The following is a 19,213-nucleotide window of genomic DNA, read 5'->3' on the forward strand; positions in this document are numbered from 1 at the left end:
TGAAAATGAAGCGGTTCGTCGCCTTAGCTCGCGTCAGCAGTCGCGAACAGGAACGAGAAGGATTCTCACTCGAAGTACAGGAAGACGCACTCAGGCACTACGCGGAATTGCAGGGCGGTGAAATTGTCCGCTTCTTCCGCATCGCCGAAACTGCATCCAAGAGCGATGAACGCAAGACCTTCAAAGAACTTGTACGTTACGCCAAGAAGCACTGCTTGGAAATTGACGGTCTGCTGTTCTACAAACTCGACCGGGCGGCACGAAATCTTTACGACTACGTTGAGCTGGAACGTCTGGAATCCGAATACAACGTCCCGTTCATTTCCGTCGCACAACCCACCGACAGCAATCCTGCTGGCCGCATGATGCGTCGCACGCTCGCCAACATGGCCAGCTTCTACACCGAGCAGCAATCGGTTGATGTACGCGAGGGCCTCGCTCGCCGCGTTCAGGAAGGCTGGTTCATCGGTCTCGCTCCCTACGGCTACAAGAACGTTCGTAAGAACGGTCGCGGCATCGTGGAAGTCCATCGGCGAAACGGCAAAACCGTGAAACGGATCTTTGAGCTATTCGCCTTCCATTCGCTGACGCTCGACCAACTCGCCGAAAAGTTGCATGAAGAGGGGTTAATTTACCGGGACTCCACCCACAAGTTTCCGCGTAGTTCCCTCCACAACATGCTCCGCGACCGGGCCTACATCGGAGAGATTGAACACAAGGGCAACTGGTATCCCGGTAAGCACGAGCCACTGGTTGACCGAGCAACGTGGGACCGCGTTCAGACCATTCTGGGCGGACACGTTTACCAGTCCCATGAGCTGACCTACGCGGGAGACCGCATCAAATGCGGACATTGTGGACATCGAATCACGGGTGAAGTCAAAACGAAACAGACGAAAGCTGGGCCAAAGCGATACATCTACTATCGCTGCACCTACTACAACAAAGGCGACCATCCACGTATCCGGGTCCGCGAGGCTGACTTCGACTCTCAAGTGATGGCGATTCTCACCAAGATGAAGATCGAAGACGAAGGCGTGCAGGAATGGTTCCGCACTGTGCTTGCTTCCAAGACACGCGATACACAGTTGGATTCGCTCTCGCAACGACATGAACTTCAGCGTCAGGAGACCCTGATAGTCGGCCAGCAGGACCGTCTGCTCAACATGCGATTGGCGGAAGAGATTGACGAATCAACGTTCGCCGCGAAGCAAACAGAATTACGTGATCGCCTCAGTAACATGAAGCTGCAACTCGACGTTCTCGACCGCTCCCACGACGAATATGCCGACTTGGCGAGCAGAATTTTTGAACTTTCGCAAAGCCTTACTAGCAAATGGCTTACCGCCGATGTGATGGAAAAACGTCAGATCCTCGATATCGTGTTTTTGAACTGCGTCCTCGATGACGTAACTCTAGTCCCCACAATAAGAAAGCCCTTCGACGTACTGGCCGAAGGGCTCATTTCTAAGAATAGTCGGGGCGACTAGATTCGAACTAGCGACCTCTACGTCCCGAACGTAGCGCTCTACCAGGCTGAGCCACGCCCCGATGGTGGGATTGTGATGCGGGTTTCTTTGGAAAATCCACCCGCTCACGGATCTCTTCGCTCGGCTTGCGTCCCGATCAATCGACCGTCGCAACCCGAACGGACGCGTAATATAACCTCGCCCCGCCGAGCTGCAAATACCCACCTGAAAACTCCTCCGACCGCCTTTTCCCGGCTCCCCAACCCCCGCCGGCGGAATGGCGGTTGCCAAGTCCTTGGCTGGCTCCGCGGAAAGCCCGACGGGCACGCACAAGCCGGATTGGAGACAAGGCGGATTGGAGACAAAGGCCGAGGCATGGTGTCGGGCCGCCGGAGCCTTGGGATCCCGCTGGATTCCCTCCGGCGGTCGACGCTCCATGCCGTTTCCTGGGCATCGGATGAGATGGCGGAACGGCGGGAGACGTCCGGTGTCGGTCTTGGAACACAGTGAAAGACTCGCGGTCTGCCGCAAAGTGAGGCGTCGGTTCCTTGGGTTGGGGCCGGTAGGCTCGCGCCAAACGGCTGATCGTCGTTCGACATCAGCCGGTTCGCGCCGGCGCGAGCCGCCTCCTCGTTGCTGTCAACTTAGTGGGATTGGGTCGGCGTCCCACCGGTATCCAATGCACTCTGTTGGGCGTCAATGTAGTTGACGGACCGGAGGGCTCGCGCCCTACCGCTAACAAATGCGTACCGTTTGGTGGCAAAGTAGGGGCCCGTAGGCTCGCGCGATACCGCTGATTTCGGGGGTGGTTCGATTGCGTCGAGAGACTCTTGGCTTGTTCCGCTACGGTCGGGCATTGGGTGAGGCGAGTAGGCCGGTTTGGGCGAATCGTTGCAGCTTTTGCTCGACGACGGCGCGGAGTTGCTCCTGGGTGGGGGTGACCGACTGGAGTTCTGTTTTCGGATCCGGCGATTCTGCGTCCGGTGACTCCGCCTGCATCGCGACTCCAAACTCAAGTAGCGCGGCGGCGATTTGATCGATCGTTGCGACGCCGTCCATGCGTTTGATGATCTCGCGTTCGAAGTCGTCCAGGTGAACCGATTCGTGTCGCAGATTGGTCACCCGGCTGTCCTGCTCGGCTTGATGACGGATCAGTTCGGTTGTGACCGGCGTCGGGCCGATTTCCACGGTGCAGTCGGACGGCGCCGCGTAGAGCGCAACGAGACTGGACGAATACAGTTCCAAAAACGTCTCGTACAACTCATGACGACACTCTTCGACGCTAGGTCGCTGCTCGGCCGGAATGGCTTGACGAGCGATGTCGGCCAAGGCATCGATCGAAATGTCACAGGGCCAGATCGATGCGAGATGGCGGAAAGCATGGACCTGGACCGGATTGCCGACGGTCAGGGTGCGGCCAGAGGCGTGTTCGAAAACATGGGCATCGCGTGATTCGTCCGCGTCTGCGTCCTCGGGCTCTTGTTCGGCCAACGGTGAGTTGACGTACAAACGCTTGAGCCGTTCTGGACCGATGGCTCGATCGAGTTGGACGTCGCAGTGGCAAAGCAGTGATTGCCGAAACTTTCGATTGCGAAGAAAGTCCAAATACTGCTCCATCTGAACCAAGCCGGGCGCGATCTTCGACAACGTCCCTCGCGTCTCGTCGCCGTACTCGTTCGGAATCATGCTGGCGAATTGAGCTTCGCACATGAACCGTAATCCACTCGCCTCGGCGCGGGACACGAATTGGTGAAAGAAGAGCGGTTCGTTGTAGTCTTCGAGATGTTCATGGTAGATATAACTGTCTTCGCTGGCCCGCACGATGCTCAGTTCTTCGTGCAACAGTTTTTCATATGCGTCTTGATTCTGCTGGACCGCCGAGGCGAGAAAGTCGACGAGGGCGCGCGACTGATTGATCTTGGTTTGCGTGTCATCGAATCCCGATGCGTGATAGCTCATCATTTCACGCACGCCGCGTCGCAGGTACCAGCCGGGGTAGGTGTTGTAGCTGACGTAAGCCACCCCGTTTTCAGCGAGATGGTGACGGCAGACGGATAAGATCTTTTCTTGAACCTCTGGCGGAACCCACGAATAGACTCCGTGGCAGATAATGAAATCGAATTTGCCTTCGCTGGAATCGAATTCGAGAATGTCTTGATGCCGAAGCGTGATGTTGCTCAACGACAAGGCGTCAATGACCGGCTTGCCCTCTTCGACCTGACGCTTCGACGCGTCCAAGCCCAGAAATTCGGAACCGGGAAAACGGGCTGCCATCGGAATCAAGTTGCCTCCCGCGGCAGATCCGATTTCCAAGACGCGACATCGCGAAACGTCGGCCGGCTGCATCCCAAAGAGTTGTGCCAGGGCGGCTAGATTGCGCGGGTGACTGGACGCATAGGGATAGCTGGCATAGGGATACTCGTCGTAGCTGAACGGTGGTGTGGATTCGGACGGCATCGAGGGGCACGCGGTTGGGGGTTGGCGGAGAGGAGAGGGGTGGATTGCGACGGGATGGAGAGGTGATGGGATCGGCTGGGGAGCCTCGGTGAGAGCCCTCCCCTTATAGCATCTCCTCAGTGTTCGGCGTTGAGCGTCCTTGCCATCGCGCAGCCCTTTCCGCAGCGCAGCTTTGGCATGGCGGATTCTCAACGCCGCGCTGATTATTATTTGAAGCGGTAGCCAGCGGAGTGCTACGGATCCCCTCCCCAGCCGCATGACGGCTTAGCGAGACTTCCGAGCACACCGCTCGCTTCATCCCAAAACGGATCACTCAGATGTAGCTTAGCGGGCTCTCTATAAGGTTTCCGAAGTGGGTGAGGCTGGACTACCAATCACACAAGCCTTTCAACTCGGTGAGACTACAGCATGAACGACAATTCACCCACACTCAACCAATCCATCGCGCTTTTTGTTGGAATCGATTGGGCTGATCAGAAACATGACTGCCACATCATTGATTCTCAAGGCAGAGAATCGGCGATGGAACTGCCCCACACCCCCGAAGCGATCAACCAATGGATCGCCAAGATGACTGAGAAAGCCAAGGGCGGGAAAATCGCGATCATGCTCGAACAGTCCAAGGGCCCCCTGATCCATGCCTTGATGTTCCGTCAGAACATCGTTCTCTACCCGATTAACCCTAAACAACTCTCTCGCTATCGAGAAAGCTATCCGGGTGGCGATGGCAAAAGTGATCCTACCGACGCGATGTATCTGGCCAGGCTTCTTCGCGAACGAATCGAGACCCTTAAGGCATGGCTGCCTGATGATGAGCAGACGCGATTGCTGAACCGGCTTTGCGAGCAAAGACGCTTCATCGTAGGCAGCCAAACAAAACTGCGTCAGCAGCTTATCAGCGTACTTAAACAGTATTTTCCTGTAGTTTTGGAGCTGTTCGGCAAATCCCACCAGCTGGATTTGCTACTGGCTGTACTCAAGCGGTGGCCTGATCCCAGGCAACTCCGTCGTGCTGATCGTCGGTTGATTGTTCGGGTTCTGCGAGAACACGGAGTCCGAAATGAGGAGCGGCAAAAAGAAGCCCTCGATGCCATTCGTAGCTCGCCGTTGCTCTGCGATGACTCTGCCCTGATCACTCCCATGTCCATGACGGTTAAGCATTTGGCTCAGCAAATCGAAGGATCCATCAAAACGATTGAGCAGTTCGACCAACAGATTAGCGAGTCGTTCAAGGCTCACGGCGATGCCCACCTGTTCTCCTCGCTCCGAGGAGCCGGCCCAGCACTTGCGCCTCGACTTCTGTGTGCGTTCGGTTCGCAGCGTGATCGCTGGTCCGATGCCGATGAACTGGCTTCCTTTAGCGGAATCGCACCCATCACGCGTCAAAGCGGAAAGCAGCGTCATGTTCAACGGCGCTATGCCTGCCCGAAATACCTTCGCCAAACCTTTCATGAGTTTGCAGCCGCAGCCCGGACATGGTGTCCGTGGACCAAAGCTCGCTACCAAATGTTACGAGCCCAAGGAATGAAACACCACGCGGTGCTACGCAAGCTCGCACGTAGTTGGATCCGGATTCTCTACCGCGTCTGGCAGACCCGCATCCCGTTCGACTGTGGTCGATACATTGAAACTCTCAAACGCCGATTACCCGGTATCGTCCCCTACCTCGAAAATTCCTGAAATCCGAAAACAAGCCACTTGCTCAGAGCTCAGATGTCTCGCTTCGCTCGCCCCTCCCGCGTACGGGTCGTGCGGTTTTTAAGCCGTTGATCATAATGGGTTTTCGTCACCCTCCCCCAGGGCATTGGTATCTACACATCTTTTGCATGTCAGAAGGTTGTGCATGGCCGTTGGCCAAATTGAACCTCATTGCGATGACGTTCCTGGGGCGGCGCAACCCTCGCAAATGCTCGGTTTGCTTGCCCCAGGCTATGGATATGCATGCCCTTTGGGCAAAAAGCGACTTGTGTCGATACTAATGCCTGCCAGGAGGGTGACATTAGAAACTGCACGACCTCCACACGGGAGGATCTGTTCAGTCGGGTCGACCTCCGTAACTGCCATGGAAGCGTTTCGTATTGGGGCGCGGTACATTCGTCACGTTCGGCAACCTTTCACAGTCATCGAGACGGCGCAAACCGTTCATCCCGTAAAAGCATCTCTGCGTGACGCTTGCGAGCGGACGAGGTGCGGAATCGTCGAAGAGAGTATAGCGCTGTGCGTTCGCGTCGCAACGGGCACCGCGCGGAGCAGGCCATCATGCCGATGGCGCTACCCACATTGTTCCACGGCACGATGCCAGACGGGACAGCCATCTTGATTTGAGCAGAACGGATTATCATGCAACCGAATCAGCAACCGTCGTGGCAGGCAGCGGCAAAGAAGCGGAGTCGCGCCAAACTGGCGCGGGACCTGCGGCGGGCGGCGATCGTGATCGGTCTGATCGCTCTGACGGTTGTTCTGGTGTTTCTGTTGTTCCCGCCATTTTTTGCACCACAAACTCACTTGGTGCTGCTGGGTTCACGCGGCAACGAGGCATTCAACGCGCCGCCGATCGCGTTCGTGGCCGAGGACTTGGAGGCGATCGCGTCGATCGAAGAGGCGAAGGTTCGCGACCAGAGCGACGTGTTGCATTCGGCACAAGCAGCCAAAAACCTGGCAAACCGATTGGCGGAGGCGAGGATCTCGTCGCGTGACAAGCTGATCTTGTACATCAACGCGCACGGGGTCACCGACAACGCGTCCGCCTACTTGCTGTGTGACAACTTTGACTTGCGGCAGCCGGATTTGGGGCGGGTGTCGGTTGAAACGCTGATCGACCAAGTCCGACAATCGCCAGCGGCCACGAAGTTGATCCTGATCAATGCGGGAACCATCGACTATGACCCCGGACTGGGCGTCCTGGGCAACGATTTCCCCAGGCTGTTGGAACAGGCGGTGCACCAATCCAAGGACCCTTCGTTGTGGGTCTATTGTTCACATTCGTCCCTGCAGTACTCGCATGTTTCACGCGCCGCCCGGCGAAGTGTTTTTGGGATGTTTGTCGGCGAAGGACTCAAGGGTGCCGCGGACTTGGATCATGATCAAGCGATTCAGTTGAGTGAACTGGTCGCGTTTACGTCGGCAAACGTGTCCAAGTGGGTCGCCCAAAGTACCGACCGTGGGGCGGAGCAGACTCCGCAACTGATCTGGGGCGGTGGCAAAGCTGGACAGTCGGATCCCAAACTGCTGACATTGTTTGAGCAAGATCCGGATCAGGAATTGACGGCCGCGTCGTTGATCATTCCACCCGATGAGCTGGCCGGTGGCGGCGGATCGTCCGCGCGTTCGGGCAGGGTTCGCGGGCTGCTGCGGCGACAACAGGTCACGTTGGCATCGAATCGGATCGCCGGCGGGGGCGTGAAGTCGAACGACGTGGCAGACGCGGACGGTGGCGCCGACGCGGAAGCCGGAGGGAGCGACGACGGTAGCGGGCAGCCGGCCGACGGCGATCTCTCGGCGGCCGATGGTCCAACCGACGCCACCGCGGACGACTCCGCAGACGGAGCCGAAAACACCGACAAGTCTGGTGAAGCGGGCGATGCGAAATCGAAACCGTCCGAGGCTGACCAGAAGGCCAAGGCCAAGCAACTGCTCACCAAGGCCTGGCGACTGCGCGATGCGGCGTCATTGGCGTGGTCGGCGGCCGATCCGAGTTTCAGTCCGGTCGAAAACAAACCGCACCTGTGGCGGGAACTGCAAGCCGAATTGTTGGCCTTTGAACAGCAGCTTCACGGCGGCAAGGGATACGATCCCGAGAAGATTGAAACCACACTCGAAGACTCCTTTCCCGCCAAAGCACCGGCCGGTCCGGCAGCTGGGGCGACATCAAAAACCACACCGCCTCTCGCGTCACTGTTCGGTCACGCATCCGACGACACCGTTTCACTGCTATCCATCCTTGAACCGGAACAGGCTCACAGTCTGGCTCTGGCACAATCGGCTGCCGTGATTCGCGGCCAATCGTTGGACATCGATGTGAAGGTATTGCAGGCGGCATTGGAGCAAGAAACGCGAGAAGCCTTTGACGAGTGGCTGAAAACACGCTGGCGCCCGAAGTTTTCCGGTACCGTTGAAATGACGTTTTTAAAACGTCTGGCCGACTCGCCGGAGCTGGATTGGGATCTGGTTCAAATCGCAGCGTTGACGTGTTTGGCGGGAGAGCGAGTCGCGGCACTGGATTTGTTGTCGCCGGGCTGGATGCGAGTGGACGTGGAGCGGGCCGACCAGTTTCGTTTTTTTGCCGAACAACTGGTGTTTGACCAGGTCGGTTTGCAGTGGCCACAGCGATGCCGGACGTTGTTCGAAGACGCCGGAAAAATCTACGCGGCCGCTGAGCTTGAATTCGTGGAGGTCCGTCGGGCCGAACGCGCGTTGGACGTGCTGCTGGCGAAGCTGCCGTCGTTGATGCACTGGCATTTGATGTCTCGGTTTGTGCCCGATCGACGTTCGGTGATTTACGACGACCTTTCGACGCTGCTAGAACTCGCAGGCGAGCTTTCTGGGTTACTGAACCATCCGGGGCAGTCGAGCGTCGCAACGGTGACGAAGGTGCGGGAGCAATTGGAATCGATTCAGTCACGCCTGGAAGCCGCCTGTGGAGATGTCGCGGCAGAACGACTGTTGGCACAAACGGCGACACCGGGAGATTCCTATCAAGCCGATCTGTTGCTCAAAACGCCATTGTTGAGTTCGGCGCTGCGGAACGATCTGCTGGCAGCGATGGACCAACGGGATCGGCAACTGGCGTCCAACTACGATCTGGCCAACGTCACGATCGACGACGTGTCAGCCATGTCACTGGGCGATGCAATGTCACTGGGCGATGCACGTCAAATGCCTTCGCCGGAAGAATGGCGGTTTCTGTTCGAACAGGCTCAATTGGAATCGCAATACGTCGGGCTGTCGCACTTTGAGGGCGTTTCTGCGGACGCGTTTGCGGCAATCACTGCGGCGCGTGAAGTCGAGGCGGCCTTTCAATCGTTCGAAGTCGTCTATCGGACGATGGACGCAAACGACGCGGCGAACGTCTCGGAACTCTGGAACCGACATTTGAAATTCGGTGCCGCATTGCAATCGTTTTACCGCTCGGCAATAGAAGTCGACGGTGCGTTGTCAACATGTGCCGTGTCACCGGCGGCATCACGGATGGCGATCCGCTTGTTGCGGATGATCGACCCGCGTGATGCGTGGCAGTTGGACGACGTTGACGTGAACTCACTGTCGTTGGAGACGCAACTTCGTTCGACCCTACAGTGGCAAGCCGAACGTCTCGAACAGATGTCGACCTACCGCGCTGGAAATCAATCGGCGACGTTCGCCGACTGGGCGGAACATTACCGCGCCCAATCCGAACGACTCTGCCGCGTCTCGGCCTCGGTCACCGAACCGACACGAATCAGGATCACCGCCCCGCCGACGGTCGACCTGCAATACCACGACTGGCGGCAGGTGATTCTGGGTCTTGAAAACCCCAGCGACCGCGAGGTCTCGATCACGGTCTCGTTGGAATACGAACGGGGATTGGTCGACGTGATCAACGTTGCCTCGAGTGAATCGAACGACTCGGCGGCGGGCATCCGATCGATTCGGCCTGAATTCTTCGACACCCCGTCTCAATTCGGAACCTGGCGGTCAAAGCCGATCACCATCGCGGCGGCGGGTACGGTAACGTTACCGATGAAGATCGTCCGGCGCGACAATGCGTCGGAAACGACCAAGTTGGTGGTGGACGTGTATGAGCGATCCGAGTTGACGCGTGCGGAATCCAAGCCACCCGTTCTGCTGACGCGGCGAACACTTGACCTGATGTTGCCCGTTGCCGAAGTCTACGTCGAACGCGGCGCGGCGTCGTTTGTGTCGGACGTCGAGGGAGTGGAACTGTTGCCGCACCCCAATCGGTTGGAGAAATTCCGGTTAGGCGTCGTCAATCATGCATCGCGGACCAAACAGATCTCGATGCGGTGTTATGCCCTGGGTCAAACGTTGATCGGCCCGCTGCCTGCGGACCCGAGCACGTTGCTGGTCGGTGCGTTGCCGCTGGCCAGTTTTGACGTCAGCGTTCCCGGCGACGGTCAACCGGCGTTCCCCAGTGCCGGAGACGCTGAACAAGCCGACGGCGAAGACGCGGAGGCGAAAGAGGCGTCCCCCAAACAGGACGATGCGGGCAAAGACGAAGAGGAGAAAACCGAACCGATCGAGTCGACCGACATGCCCCACGGAATGCTGGTCGAATTGAGCGACCGCGACACCGGGCAATCAACGTATCGTCACGTCCGCTTTGCGATCCAACGACCTCGGCGGTTCGTCTCACCGCGCGTCGGCTTTGACACCAAGAAGCAGCAGATCACCGTGGAAGTCAGCGCGGTTGACCCGAGTCGGTTGCCCGAGGGGGCTCCGGTCCGTGTCGAGTGCCGATTGGCAGACGACCGCAGCGGCCGCACCAGGGGCAAGCTGCAAGGGATGATCACCCGCGCGAGTCCGACGACGAATTTGTTCATTGCGACGACGGCACCGCCGCCGAATGTCGCACGGGTTTATATCGACGTCGATGGTTATCCCCGGTCGTTTATCTTTGATGTGCCTTGTGGCAAACACCTGACGAATGTTCCCGAAGTCACCGATTCGGTTGATCTGCGGATGACGACGTCGTCGAAGGGTGGCATTCTAGGGGCGACGAAATCGATTCCTGTTTCGGTTCAGATCGATGCACCGGTTGGATCGTTCGAGAACGGACGAGATCACTTGAACCTTGGAATCGATCTGGACGGGTCGGGCGTGCCCCACCCCGAGGACAGCGTTCGATTGACGACCGATCGCGGCGTGATGATCGGGTTTGTCAAATCGACGCCCGACGGCACCGTCGAACTGACCAATGTCGTTTCGGACCACCTGATCGGTCTGCCGGCGGAGCGACTGGAGAATCTGCTGATCGATGTCGCAGCCAGTTTGACCATCAATGACCAAATCCAATCGTTCCGCAAGATTGAGTTGTTGATCGACACCGCGCCGCCGGTCGTCGGTCCGGTGACTCGAACCGACGGCTTAAGTTTTGCGGCGGTCAACAGCCAAGTCGATCTGGAGGTTTGGGCCTGGGATGAGGGATCGGACGTGACGAAGGTGCAGGCAGCCTTTGACGTCGATGGAAACGGCGAGTTTCCCGCGGCGGGAAACATTTTCACGGCCTCCCGGACGTCCGATCGTCAGTGGATCTTGACCGTCAACGCGGGAGCCGACGCCGGCAAGAAATCGTTGCTGGTGCGGGGTGTGGATCGTGTCGGCAACGAAAGTGATCCGGTAGCGGTCGAAATGGAGGTGGTTTCGCCGACCGAGAGCACCAAGCGGGTCAAACAGCAGACCGTGAATCTGGTGGGAACAATTCAGTTTCGCGAGAAAAACGTGCCGGACGCGGAAGTGGTTTTGACGGCCCTGCCGGAGGATCCTGCCGTGGCGACGGTTGCCGCGGCCCCGGATGCCGCATCGGCTGCGTCGGGGGTGTCCGTCCGTTCGACGGAGAATGGAGCGTACGTGATTGCCGGGGTTTCGCCGGGCAGTTATCGGTTGGCCGCGCGTGCGGTGATTCGCAATCGCGTCCATCGCATGGAGCAAGACGTCGAAGTGACGATCGGGCCGGAGCGGACGATGCGAGTGGACGTGACGTTGCCGTAGCGCGGGAAGCGTTCGCGTCTCAAATTAGCAGTATTGGGTGAAAGCCAGGCCACCGACGGGTTTCTTCGATGCCTGCCGGCAAAGTTTCTGTGGTTCGCTTAAACGTCATCAACGGAATGACCGATACAGAGGGGTGTGCGTGGCTATCGATGCGCCCCGGTGCCCCCCGGAGGCGAACGTCACCGCCGCTGCGTGGAGTCCGGCAGGGACTTCTTGACCGTTGAGGTCCAATCCTACAAACGTGTTAGCAAGGCGCGATTCGTATTTCGTTGAAGAGACAAATGACCTACAGCCGCAACCACTTTTCGATAGGGATCTGCTTTATCGCAATGGTTTCCTGCGCGGGTTGTGCGTCGGTTCCGCCGGCGGCCCCCGCCCCTGCACCCCCGACATCGGCACAAGCCGGGGCGACGACGATCGTCGCGGTTGCGCCGCCGGCCGCGGCGCCGGGCATGACGCTGCCACAGTTCTTGGGGTTGGACGTGGTGTTCGGGGGAGTCCGCACCGTGGGCCAACGGGTTCGCAACCGATTGGGAACCCGGTTTCCCGGACTGGAGGCCAAACCGCCGATCAAGTCGATCACGGATCCGGCCAATTTGGGACCGGACGCCAGCCCGGCGGAGAAAGCGGCCGCGGAGGCCAAGATGGAAGACGACAAGGCACCCCAGAAAGCCAAAGCGATTAACTATCTGGCAAGTCGTGGATGCGGGGAATGCTATCCGGATACCGAAATGGCGATGCTGGCGGCACTGGAAGACTGCAGCGAAGACATCCGCTATGCCGCGGTGCGTGGTCTGCGCAGCGTGAGCGGTGATGCGTGCAAGTGCTGTCGCGAGAACAGTTGCTGTTCGCCGAAATTGTTAAAGAAGCTGTATGAGATCGCTTATGAGCGTGACGATTCGGGGTGTTTCCTGGAATCATCGGCAAGGGTTCGCCGCAACGCCCGTCTGGTGATCTGTGACTGCGGCGGCGTGCCATCGCTGGACGGTGATGGTCTGCCGATTGAAGGACCGACGTCGCCCGCCGCCGTTCCCACACTGGCCGGAGAGATCACGCCGGCGGTCGCCGCGACGACCACGCCATCCGATTCCAGCGGCGACGCGACGACAGCCGAAAACCCCGTCGCGGTTGTCGGCCATACAACCGACGCAGATTCCGAAACGGATGCCTCGACGGCCACCGCGGGATTCTTGTTGCCTGAAAGTTTTGACCCGACGCTGGAATCCGACGACGATTCGGTTCGACGCGAGTAACGTTCCCTTCGGACGACGAGCCCCACGGACGACGAATCCATGTCGACATCACCGATCCAGCCCGCTGGCAACACCAAGAAATCGACGCGCAAGGTTTGGCAAGGTGACCGATCCAGCGGCGTCGACGTGTTCGGTTTTCTGTGGCGGCGGTCGCGTCAGTTTCTCTGGGGTGCGTTGTTGCTGGCCGCACTGCTGTTGTTCGTCTGGCTGATCTGGCTGTTGTTGCTGTCGCCCAAACGGACCCCAATGGTGGTGTTGTCGGCCGCACCGTACAGTTGGCCGTTGCCGCCCAACGCGTGGGCCAAGGAAGATTTTGAGAAGCTGGCCGCCATGGACGGTGAAACCATCACCCTGCGCGGCAGCGATGATCCGGTTTTTAAAGCGACGGATTTCTACCAGCGGCTGGACCGCGAAATCAAACGGGCCGAGGGCCAAAGTCACCGCGTGCCGTTGATCGTGTGGGTCAGTTTGCACGGTGTTGCCGAAAGCAACAGTGGTGCGATTCATTTGATTCCCCCCAAGGCCGCGATGACCGATCCCAAATCCTGGATCGAGTTGGACGCGCTGCTGGATCGCTTTGAACAGCTCGGCGCCAATCGCAAGGCACTGCTGATTCTCGATTGCAATCGGATGCAGGTGAATTGGAACATCGGGCTGGCTGCCAATCAGTTTGCCGACAAGGTGCAGACCGTCTTTCGTGATCGAGTGGCCGCGAAAAAGACGACCGCCGATCTGGCCGTTTTGCTGTCCGCGGGACCGGAACAGACCTCGCACGTTTCGGCCGACTTGGCTGGATCGGTATTCGGTCACTACGTGCAACGCGGCTTGGCCGGCGCCGCCGATCAAATGGCCAACGGCGGCAATGGTGACGGATGGGTGGATTTGAGCGAACTGGATCGCTACGTCCGATCGCATGTGCAATGGTGGGTCCGGCAAAGCCGCGGTAAATCACAGCGTCCCACCTTGTTAACGACCACTTCGAAATCAGACTTTCGACTCGCGCGGAGTTTGAACCCGGAGCTATTGAAACAACTGACCAGTCGCCCGCTGTCGCGACGCCCCGGGCCGACGATTTCGGACCCTCAGCTGGATGCACTTTGGCGATCGCTGGACCAGATTCGCGAAGCACAGCTTTATCGTCGCGAGCCGATCGCGTTTCGTGATTTAGAACACGACCTGCTGTGGCTGGAACAACTCTCCAGCGCCGGCAAGGGGTACCAAACGCTGGCCAAACGAACCTTCAATCGGGTGGTCGGTGACATCACGGCGACCGAGCGACGGATGGCGCAATTGCCGCAGACCCCAACCTACGCGGCGGCCTATTCGTTGCTTTCCGGCGATCCACCACCGCTGCCGCGTTCGCTGAACGTCCACTCGCTGTCACTGGCCGAATTCTTTGGCACCCAAGATGTCATCTCCAGCACGCAACTGCGAGATCGATGGAACGAACTGTCCGATCAGCCCGACGCCGGACTGCTCGCCAAGGTGCGTGAGGCGTTTGAAACGCAGGCGACGTCGGACTATCGCGACGCCCACTTCCTGCGAATGCTCGATCGTTACCAGACGCCACGCCTTTGGCAGCAGCCGGAGTCACTCGGCAAGTTGTTGACGCTGCAAGGGTCCATCGACGATCTTTCGGTCCCGCGCGATGCGACTGGGATCCCCTCGGACCTTCGCATTCATCGCTGGAAACGTGTCTTGCTGGGTCCGATTGATGCCGCGCGTCGACGTGCCGAAGACAGCGTGTTTCTGCGATTGCAGAACGGACTGGAGGAAAGCGTCCGAGAAACGGAGTCCAGATTCGCAGCGTCCTCGGAAGCGGCAAACTTGGCCGCCGCGACGATGCAGATCTGCGATCAATCGATGGCCGTCGCGCCGTACTACGCACAATGGATTGCCCATCCCGACCGCGCGATGGCGTCCGAAGAAACCCAAGACGCGATTGATAATCTGATTGTGCCGTTGATCGCAGGCACTCAACAACTGGCAGCCCAACTTGACGCGGTACCCAACGCGGCGACGGATCAACAAGCGGTGATCGACTCCATCCGTGCGGCCCACGCCGTGGCGAATGAAACGATCCAGCCGGTGATGGGGTCGCTGGCCGAATCGCTGACCCTGCGGACACGTCAACTGATCCGCCAGAGTCTGACGAATGAGTTGACGACGATCGGTGAAATCGAGGCTGCCTTGTCGGTCCCGCTGGTCGATTGGGAATCCAGACGTCAACTGCGAACGGCACGCAACGAAATGATCACCCGCGTTCAGCAAACGTTGGACGCGCCGAGTGCGGAAGACGCTGAAACGAACGCTGAACCAGCCGATGAACGAGCACTTGCTTATTCGGCTCGCATCGCCAGTTGGGAACAACATCCGCTCGACCTATTGCTCGGTAGTGAACGGACCGGATCGAATGTTTCCAACAAGAATCGAATCGCAAACTTTGTCGATTCGATCGGCCGCCAGATGGAGCGATTGGAAACGGAGTCGACGCTGGAGGGCGAGCATCAGATCTGCGGCGGCGCGGCGCGTCGGATGCGTGCCGCAGCAGCGATATGGTTTCCCCGCCCGAAATCAGACCCGATCGCGACGCTGCGCACCGTCGGCATCAAGTCACTGTTGGTGTGGCATGTCGATCGAGCGATCGGCGATTTTTGGGGACCGGCCGGTGGCGAACGGTCGTTCTATGACCTTGCCGCGAGCGACTACCTGGAATCGGCTGACGAACTGGATCGTCTGGGGAAGGATTCCGCCGGCGGTGGCGCCCGGCTGGTCGAGATCGAAGCTGCGAAGACGCGGATCGAAGCGAGTCGCCAGTTCCTGCCGAACTGGTTGACGACCACCGCCCCGCGAACGATTCAGCTGGATCCTATGGATGCGGTTCGTTCATCGTTTGTTGTCAGTTCGGAACCGGGCAATGTGGCGTTGGCCGATGGATTCACGCCGCCGTCGGGAACGGCCGCGGTTGCGGTACGGACTGAAACGCGACGCATTGACTTTCGCACGATCGAGCCTTCTGACGCCTTCGTCCTGTCCGCGGCGAACGCCCGCTATGAAGTCGTCATGCCTGCTGAGGTCGCGACATCAGACTTGGCGTTGAAAGCACAAACGGTTTTTCGCGGCCATGAATATGGCGGCACGCTGGATGTCGACCAGCTGGGCGGTTTGAGGATTGATCTTGAACCGTTTCACTATCAGAAAAGCGAAGTGACGTTAAACGGTCCCTGGGACGAACTGTCGGTCGTGTTTGTGCTGGATTGTTCGGCCAGCATGGGCGAACCGCTCGACGACGAAGGCGCGGGGGGCGACGGCGAGGGTTCCGAAGGCGAGGGCGGTGCATCGCGGATTGCAGTCGCCAAGGCGGCGCTCCAAGAAATGCTGTTCGATCTCGGGCTGCGTCGCAATGTGCGTGTCGGCGTGCAAGCGTTCGGGCATCGCTTGGGATGGAGTGTCGACGAACCGATCAAGCTGCTGACCCGGCCTGATTTCACCGGTCCGATCGATCCGACGTTGACGCCCGAACAGGACGTCGAATCCATTTTGACGCTCAGCGAGTTTGATCTGGCGACGGCGCAGTCCCTGGTGCCGGAGATCGAAGCCTTGAAACCGTGGGGACAATCGCCACTGTATCTGTCAGTGCTGCGGTCAATTCAAGAGTTTTCCGCTGTGGATGCGAAAGCCGATCGCCACGTCATTGCGATCACCGACGGAGCCAACTATCAGTACATCCCTTCGTCGGCGACCAACGTGTTGCCGACGACCGACGACGATGTTCGCGGGGCGTGGATGCAACGCCCCGTCCCCGTCCACATCCTCGGCTTGGGGATGGATCGGACGCAGCAACGAGACGCCGTGCAAGCGTTCGAAAGCTTGAGCCGCGAGACCGGTGGGCATTTCCAGGTACTGGACAGTTACACCGACCTGAAGCAAGCCGTCCGCAATCTGCTGGCCCCCGGCATGTATCGGCTGCGGTCGTATCAAAACGCCGAACGCCCCGAGATGCCGACGACGCTGGCCACACCGACACAAGTGATCCCGGCCCCGACAGCTCCCGAGTTGTTTGCACTGCAGTACGAAGGTCGCCAATGGGTCGATACCGCCGCGGCCGACGCCGATCCGTCACCGCTCGCGGTCGAACCGGTGGTCTTGGAAGGCGGCGAAGCGTATCAGTTGTACGTCAATGAGGCGGGTACGGAGATCTACGACTATGCCTACGACGACAACGTCGAAGCGATGGCAGAGCTGGTAACCGGCGATGGGATCGCGACCGAGCAAGTGGTCCGTGTGCATCGAGCGAACCGTCGAGCGCCCGGTCAGATCGTCTTTCCCGTGTCGTGGCAGCGGAGAGATTCTGCCGGCGCGACAGATCGTCCGCTGTGGCGGGCGACACGACGCCCGTCGGATGTTTGGATTCAAGTACAACCGGTGGCAGTCGATGGCAGCGAGATCGGCCAGCCGTATACGTTCTTTGATGCGACGTTCCAGCCCGGTGAACCCGTTCCAGTGATGAACCTTGTGGCGAACGACTGGCCAGCGACTGCCGTCCGCGCCCGGCTGCGACTCTGGTCGCGACCGGCGGAAGAGGCAACGACGATCGAATTGCTTCCGCCGGCGGTTGCGAGCGGTGCCAACCTGAATGATCCGAGACGTCGGCTCAGTCGTTTAAACACGACGATCGCCATCGATGAAACGACCACCGAATCGGTCGAAGTCGCCTCCGGAATCCAGCTGCGCATCGATCCGCTGGGAACCCAGTTTGTCGACGGCGTGGCCCGTCGCAGATACGTCGTTGATTTTTCCGATCCGGACGTGCCGGTGACCTCGATCAAAATCAGTCTTCGCGAATCGATCGATGAAAAACCGGTTCGCATCGTGCGACAGTTCGATCCCGAACGCCGCATGTCGGTGCACACGTTTTATTATCGATCCAGACGGAACGAGCCGGTCGGCCAGATCCGTGTGACGAACCGCGAACAGGAAATCGACGGGGCCTGGAAACTGGATCGTGATTGGATCGAAGTCGCGATTCCCAACGCAGGCGGCTTGTTGCCGGTGGGCCGTTAGGGTTTTTGTCAACGATTGAAACGTGGGGTAAGCATCTTGCTTGCCGTTTCGGAGAGGCTGGGTAGGCGTACGCTGGTCGCGTACGCGAAGAGTCGCAAGCTGGAAGCGTACGCCACTGCTGGAGGCGTGCGCGAAGAGACGCAAGCTGGAAGCGTACGCCACTGGTGGAAGCGCAGCTACTTTTCAGCTGCACTTTTGGGCGACGACGAGATGGCTGTCGTAGGACACCATGCTGCGGTCGTGCATGCGGACGTGCCAGGAGCAGTTGTCTTCCACGACCAGACGCAACGTGGTTAACGATTGCGGGTGACCGGGGCTGAGCAACTGTCGCAAGATGGGTTCGCTGGCGCCGCCGCCGGGACCGCGTTGGGAGTGCCCACCGAGCCAGCCTTCCATCGACGTGGCCGAGGATGACCAATCGTAGGGACAGGCCAGAACCGCCGAGCCATCGGGCTTCAAAACCGATCCGAGCGACGCGAGAAATTCCATCGGCGAGTGGACGCAATCGAGCAGGTTCATGCTGAACGCGGCGTCGACCGAATGTTCAACAAACGGTAACGCGGTTGCGTCGCAGGCCCAGAAGTCAACCTGATGAGCATTCGGAAAAGTCACCGGAAACTCACGCCGATCATAGACAACCCCGACGCGCCGTCTGGGATAACGCACCATGCCGTCGCGCAGGGCCCCCGCGGCGATGCGCAACATCGGAAAATTCAAGTCGATGCCGAGCACCGGGCGATCCAGTTTTTCGGCCAACGCGAACGTGCCTCGTCCGACCGAGCATCCGACGTCTAAAACGTTGTGCAGATTCGCCGATTTCAACTCGGACAATTCCAAGCCACGTTGGAGGACACGGAGCATCGAGCCCGGTTTCGGATCGACCGGCGGCTCCTCCGGATCGAGATCACCGTAATGGTCCCAGGTGTAACAACTGGTGTGCTGTCGGATCGCATCCAGCGTCGACCCGTGCCCACAGCAATCGCCCAAAACGCTTTCGATGGTTTCACTCAGATCGCTTCGTTGGCAGACCTGCAAAACATTCTCCGAGAGATAACTGCGGATGTCTCGGATGATCAACGGCACGCCATCGATGATGGGGTATTCGCGTTGGCAATGAATGTTGCTGCAATGCAACAAGCCTTCGACGATGTGATCGTCGACTTCTTTGATGACCGTTGCCAGTTCGAGAAAACTGACCTGGTCGGTCGCGGCGCGACAAACCGGGCAGACCGGTTGAAAGGTTTCGAGATGCCGGCGTCGCAC

At 59.0% G+C, this 19,213-nt stretch carries 7 protein-coding genes and 1 tRNA gene; 5 read left to right on the top strand and 3 right to left on the bottom strand.

Annotation, left to right across the window (positions count from 1 at the left end):
* The first annotated feature begins 5 nt into the window (after window positions 1–5).
* Window positions 6–1,490: a recombinase family protein gene (locus TBK1r_RS13205; RefSeq protein WP_145211161.1), complete on the top strand. Its 1,485-nt coding sequence runs from the start codon at window positions 6–8 to the stop codon at window positions 1,488–1,490.
* On the opposite strand, the gene TBK1r_RS13210 is transcribed toward TBK1r_RS13205, so the two are convergent.
* A tRNA-Pro gene (locus TBK1r_RS13210) sits at window positions 1,478–1,551 on the bottom strand. The genes TBK1r_RS13205 and TBK1r_RS13210 overlap by 13 nt on opposite strands.
* Window positions 1,552–2,312: 761 nt before the next feature.
* Window positions 2,313–3,926 (bottom strand): class I SAM-dependent methyltransferase, encoded by a 1,614-nt coding sequence (locus tag TBK1r_RS13215; RefSeq protein WP_419581309.1) that lies wholly within the window; start codon window positions 3,924–3,926, stop codon window positions 2,313–2,315.
* Between the two features lie 408 nt (window positions 3,927–4,334).
* On the opposite strand from TBK1r_RS13215, the gene TBK1r_RS13220 reads away from it, so the two are divergent.
* The 4 genes from TBK1r_RS13220 to TBK1r_RS13235 all read left to right on the top strand — a co-directional run bounded on the left by TBK1r_RS13220 (window position 4,335) and on the right by TBK1r_RS13235 (window position 17,950).
* Complete coding sequence (locus TBK1r_RS13220) at window positions 4,335–5,606, top strand: IS110 family RNA-guided transposase (protein WP_145206998.1); 1,272 nt, start codon at window positions 4,335–4,337, stop codon at window positions 5,604–5,606.
* Between the two features lie 660 nt (window positions 5,607–6,266).
* Window positions 6,267–11,633 carry a carboxypeptidase-like regulatory domain-containing protein gene (locus tag TBK1r_RS13225; RefSeq protein ID WP_145211167.1) on the top strand — a complete coding sequence of 1,789 codons (5,367 nt, stop codon included), beginning with the start codon at window positions 6,267–6,269 and terminating at the stop codon, window positions 11,631–11,633.
* Window positions 11,634–11,914: 281 nt separating this feature from the next.
* Window positions 11,915–12,886, top strand: a complete 972-nt coding sequence (locus tag TBK1r_RS13230; RefSeq protein WP_145211170.1) for a hypothetical protein — start codon at window positions 11,915–11,917, stop codon at window positions 12,884–12,886.
* A gap of 39 nt (window positions 12,887–12,925) precedes the next feature.
* Window positions 12,926–17,950, top strand: coding sequence for a vWA domain-containing protein (locus TBK1r_RS13235; protein WP_145211174.1), 5,025 nt, complete (start codon window positions 12,926–12,928; stop codon window positions 17,948–17,950).
* 183 nt (window positions 17,951–18,133) lie between these two features.
* On the opposite strand, the gene TBK1r_RS13240 is transcribed toward TBK1r_RS13235, so the two are convergent.
* On the bottom strand, window positions 18,134–19,213 hold the full coding sequence (locus TBK1r_RS13240) for a methyltransferase domain-containing protein (protein ID WP_145211177.1): 1,080 nt from the start codon (window positions 19,211–19,213) through the stop codon (window positions 18,134–18,136).

This window comes from Stieleria magnilauensis, from assembly GCA_007753675.1.
GTDB lineage: Bacteria > Planctomycetota > Planctomycetia > Pirellulales > Pirellulaceae > Stieleria > Stieleria magnilauensis.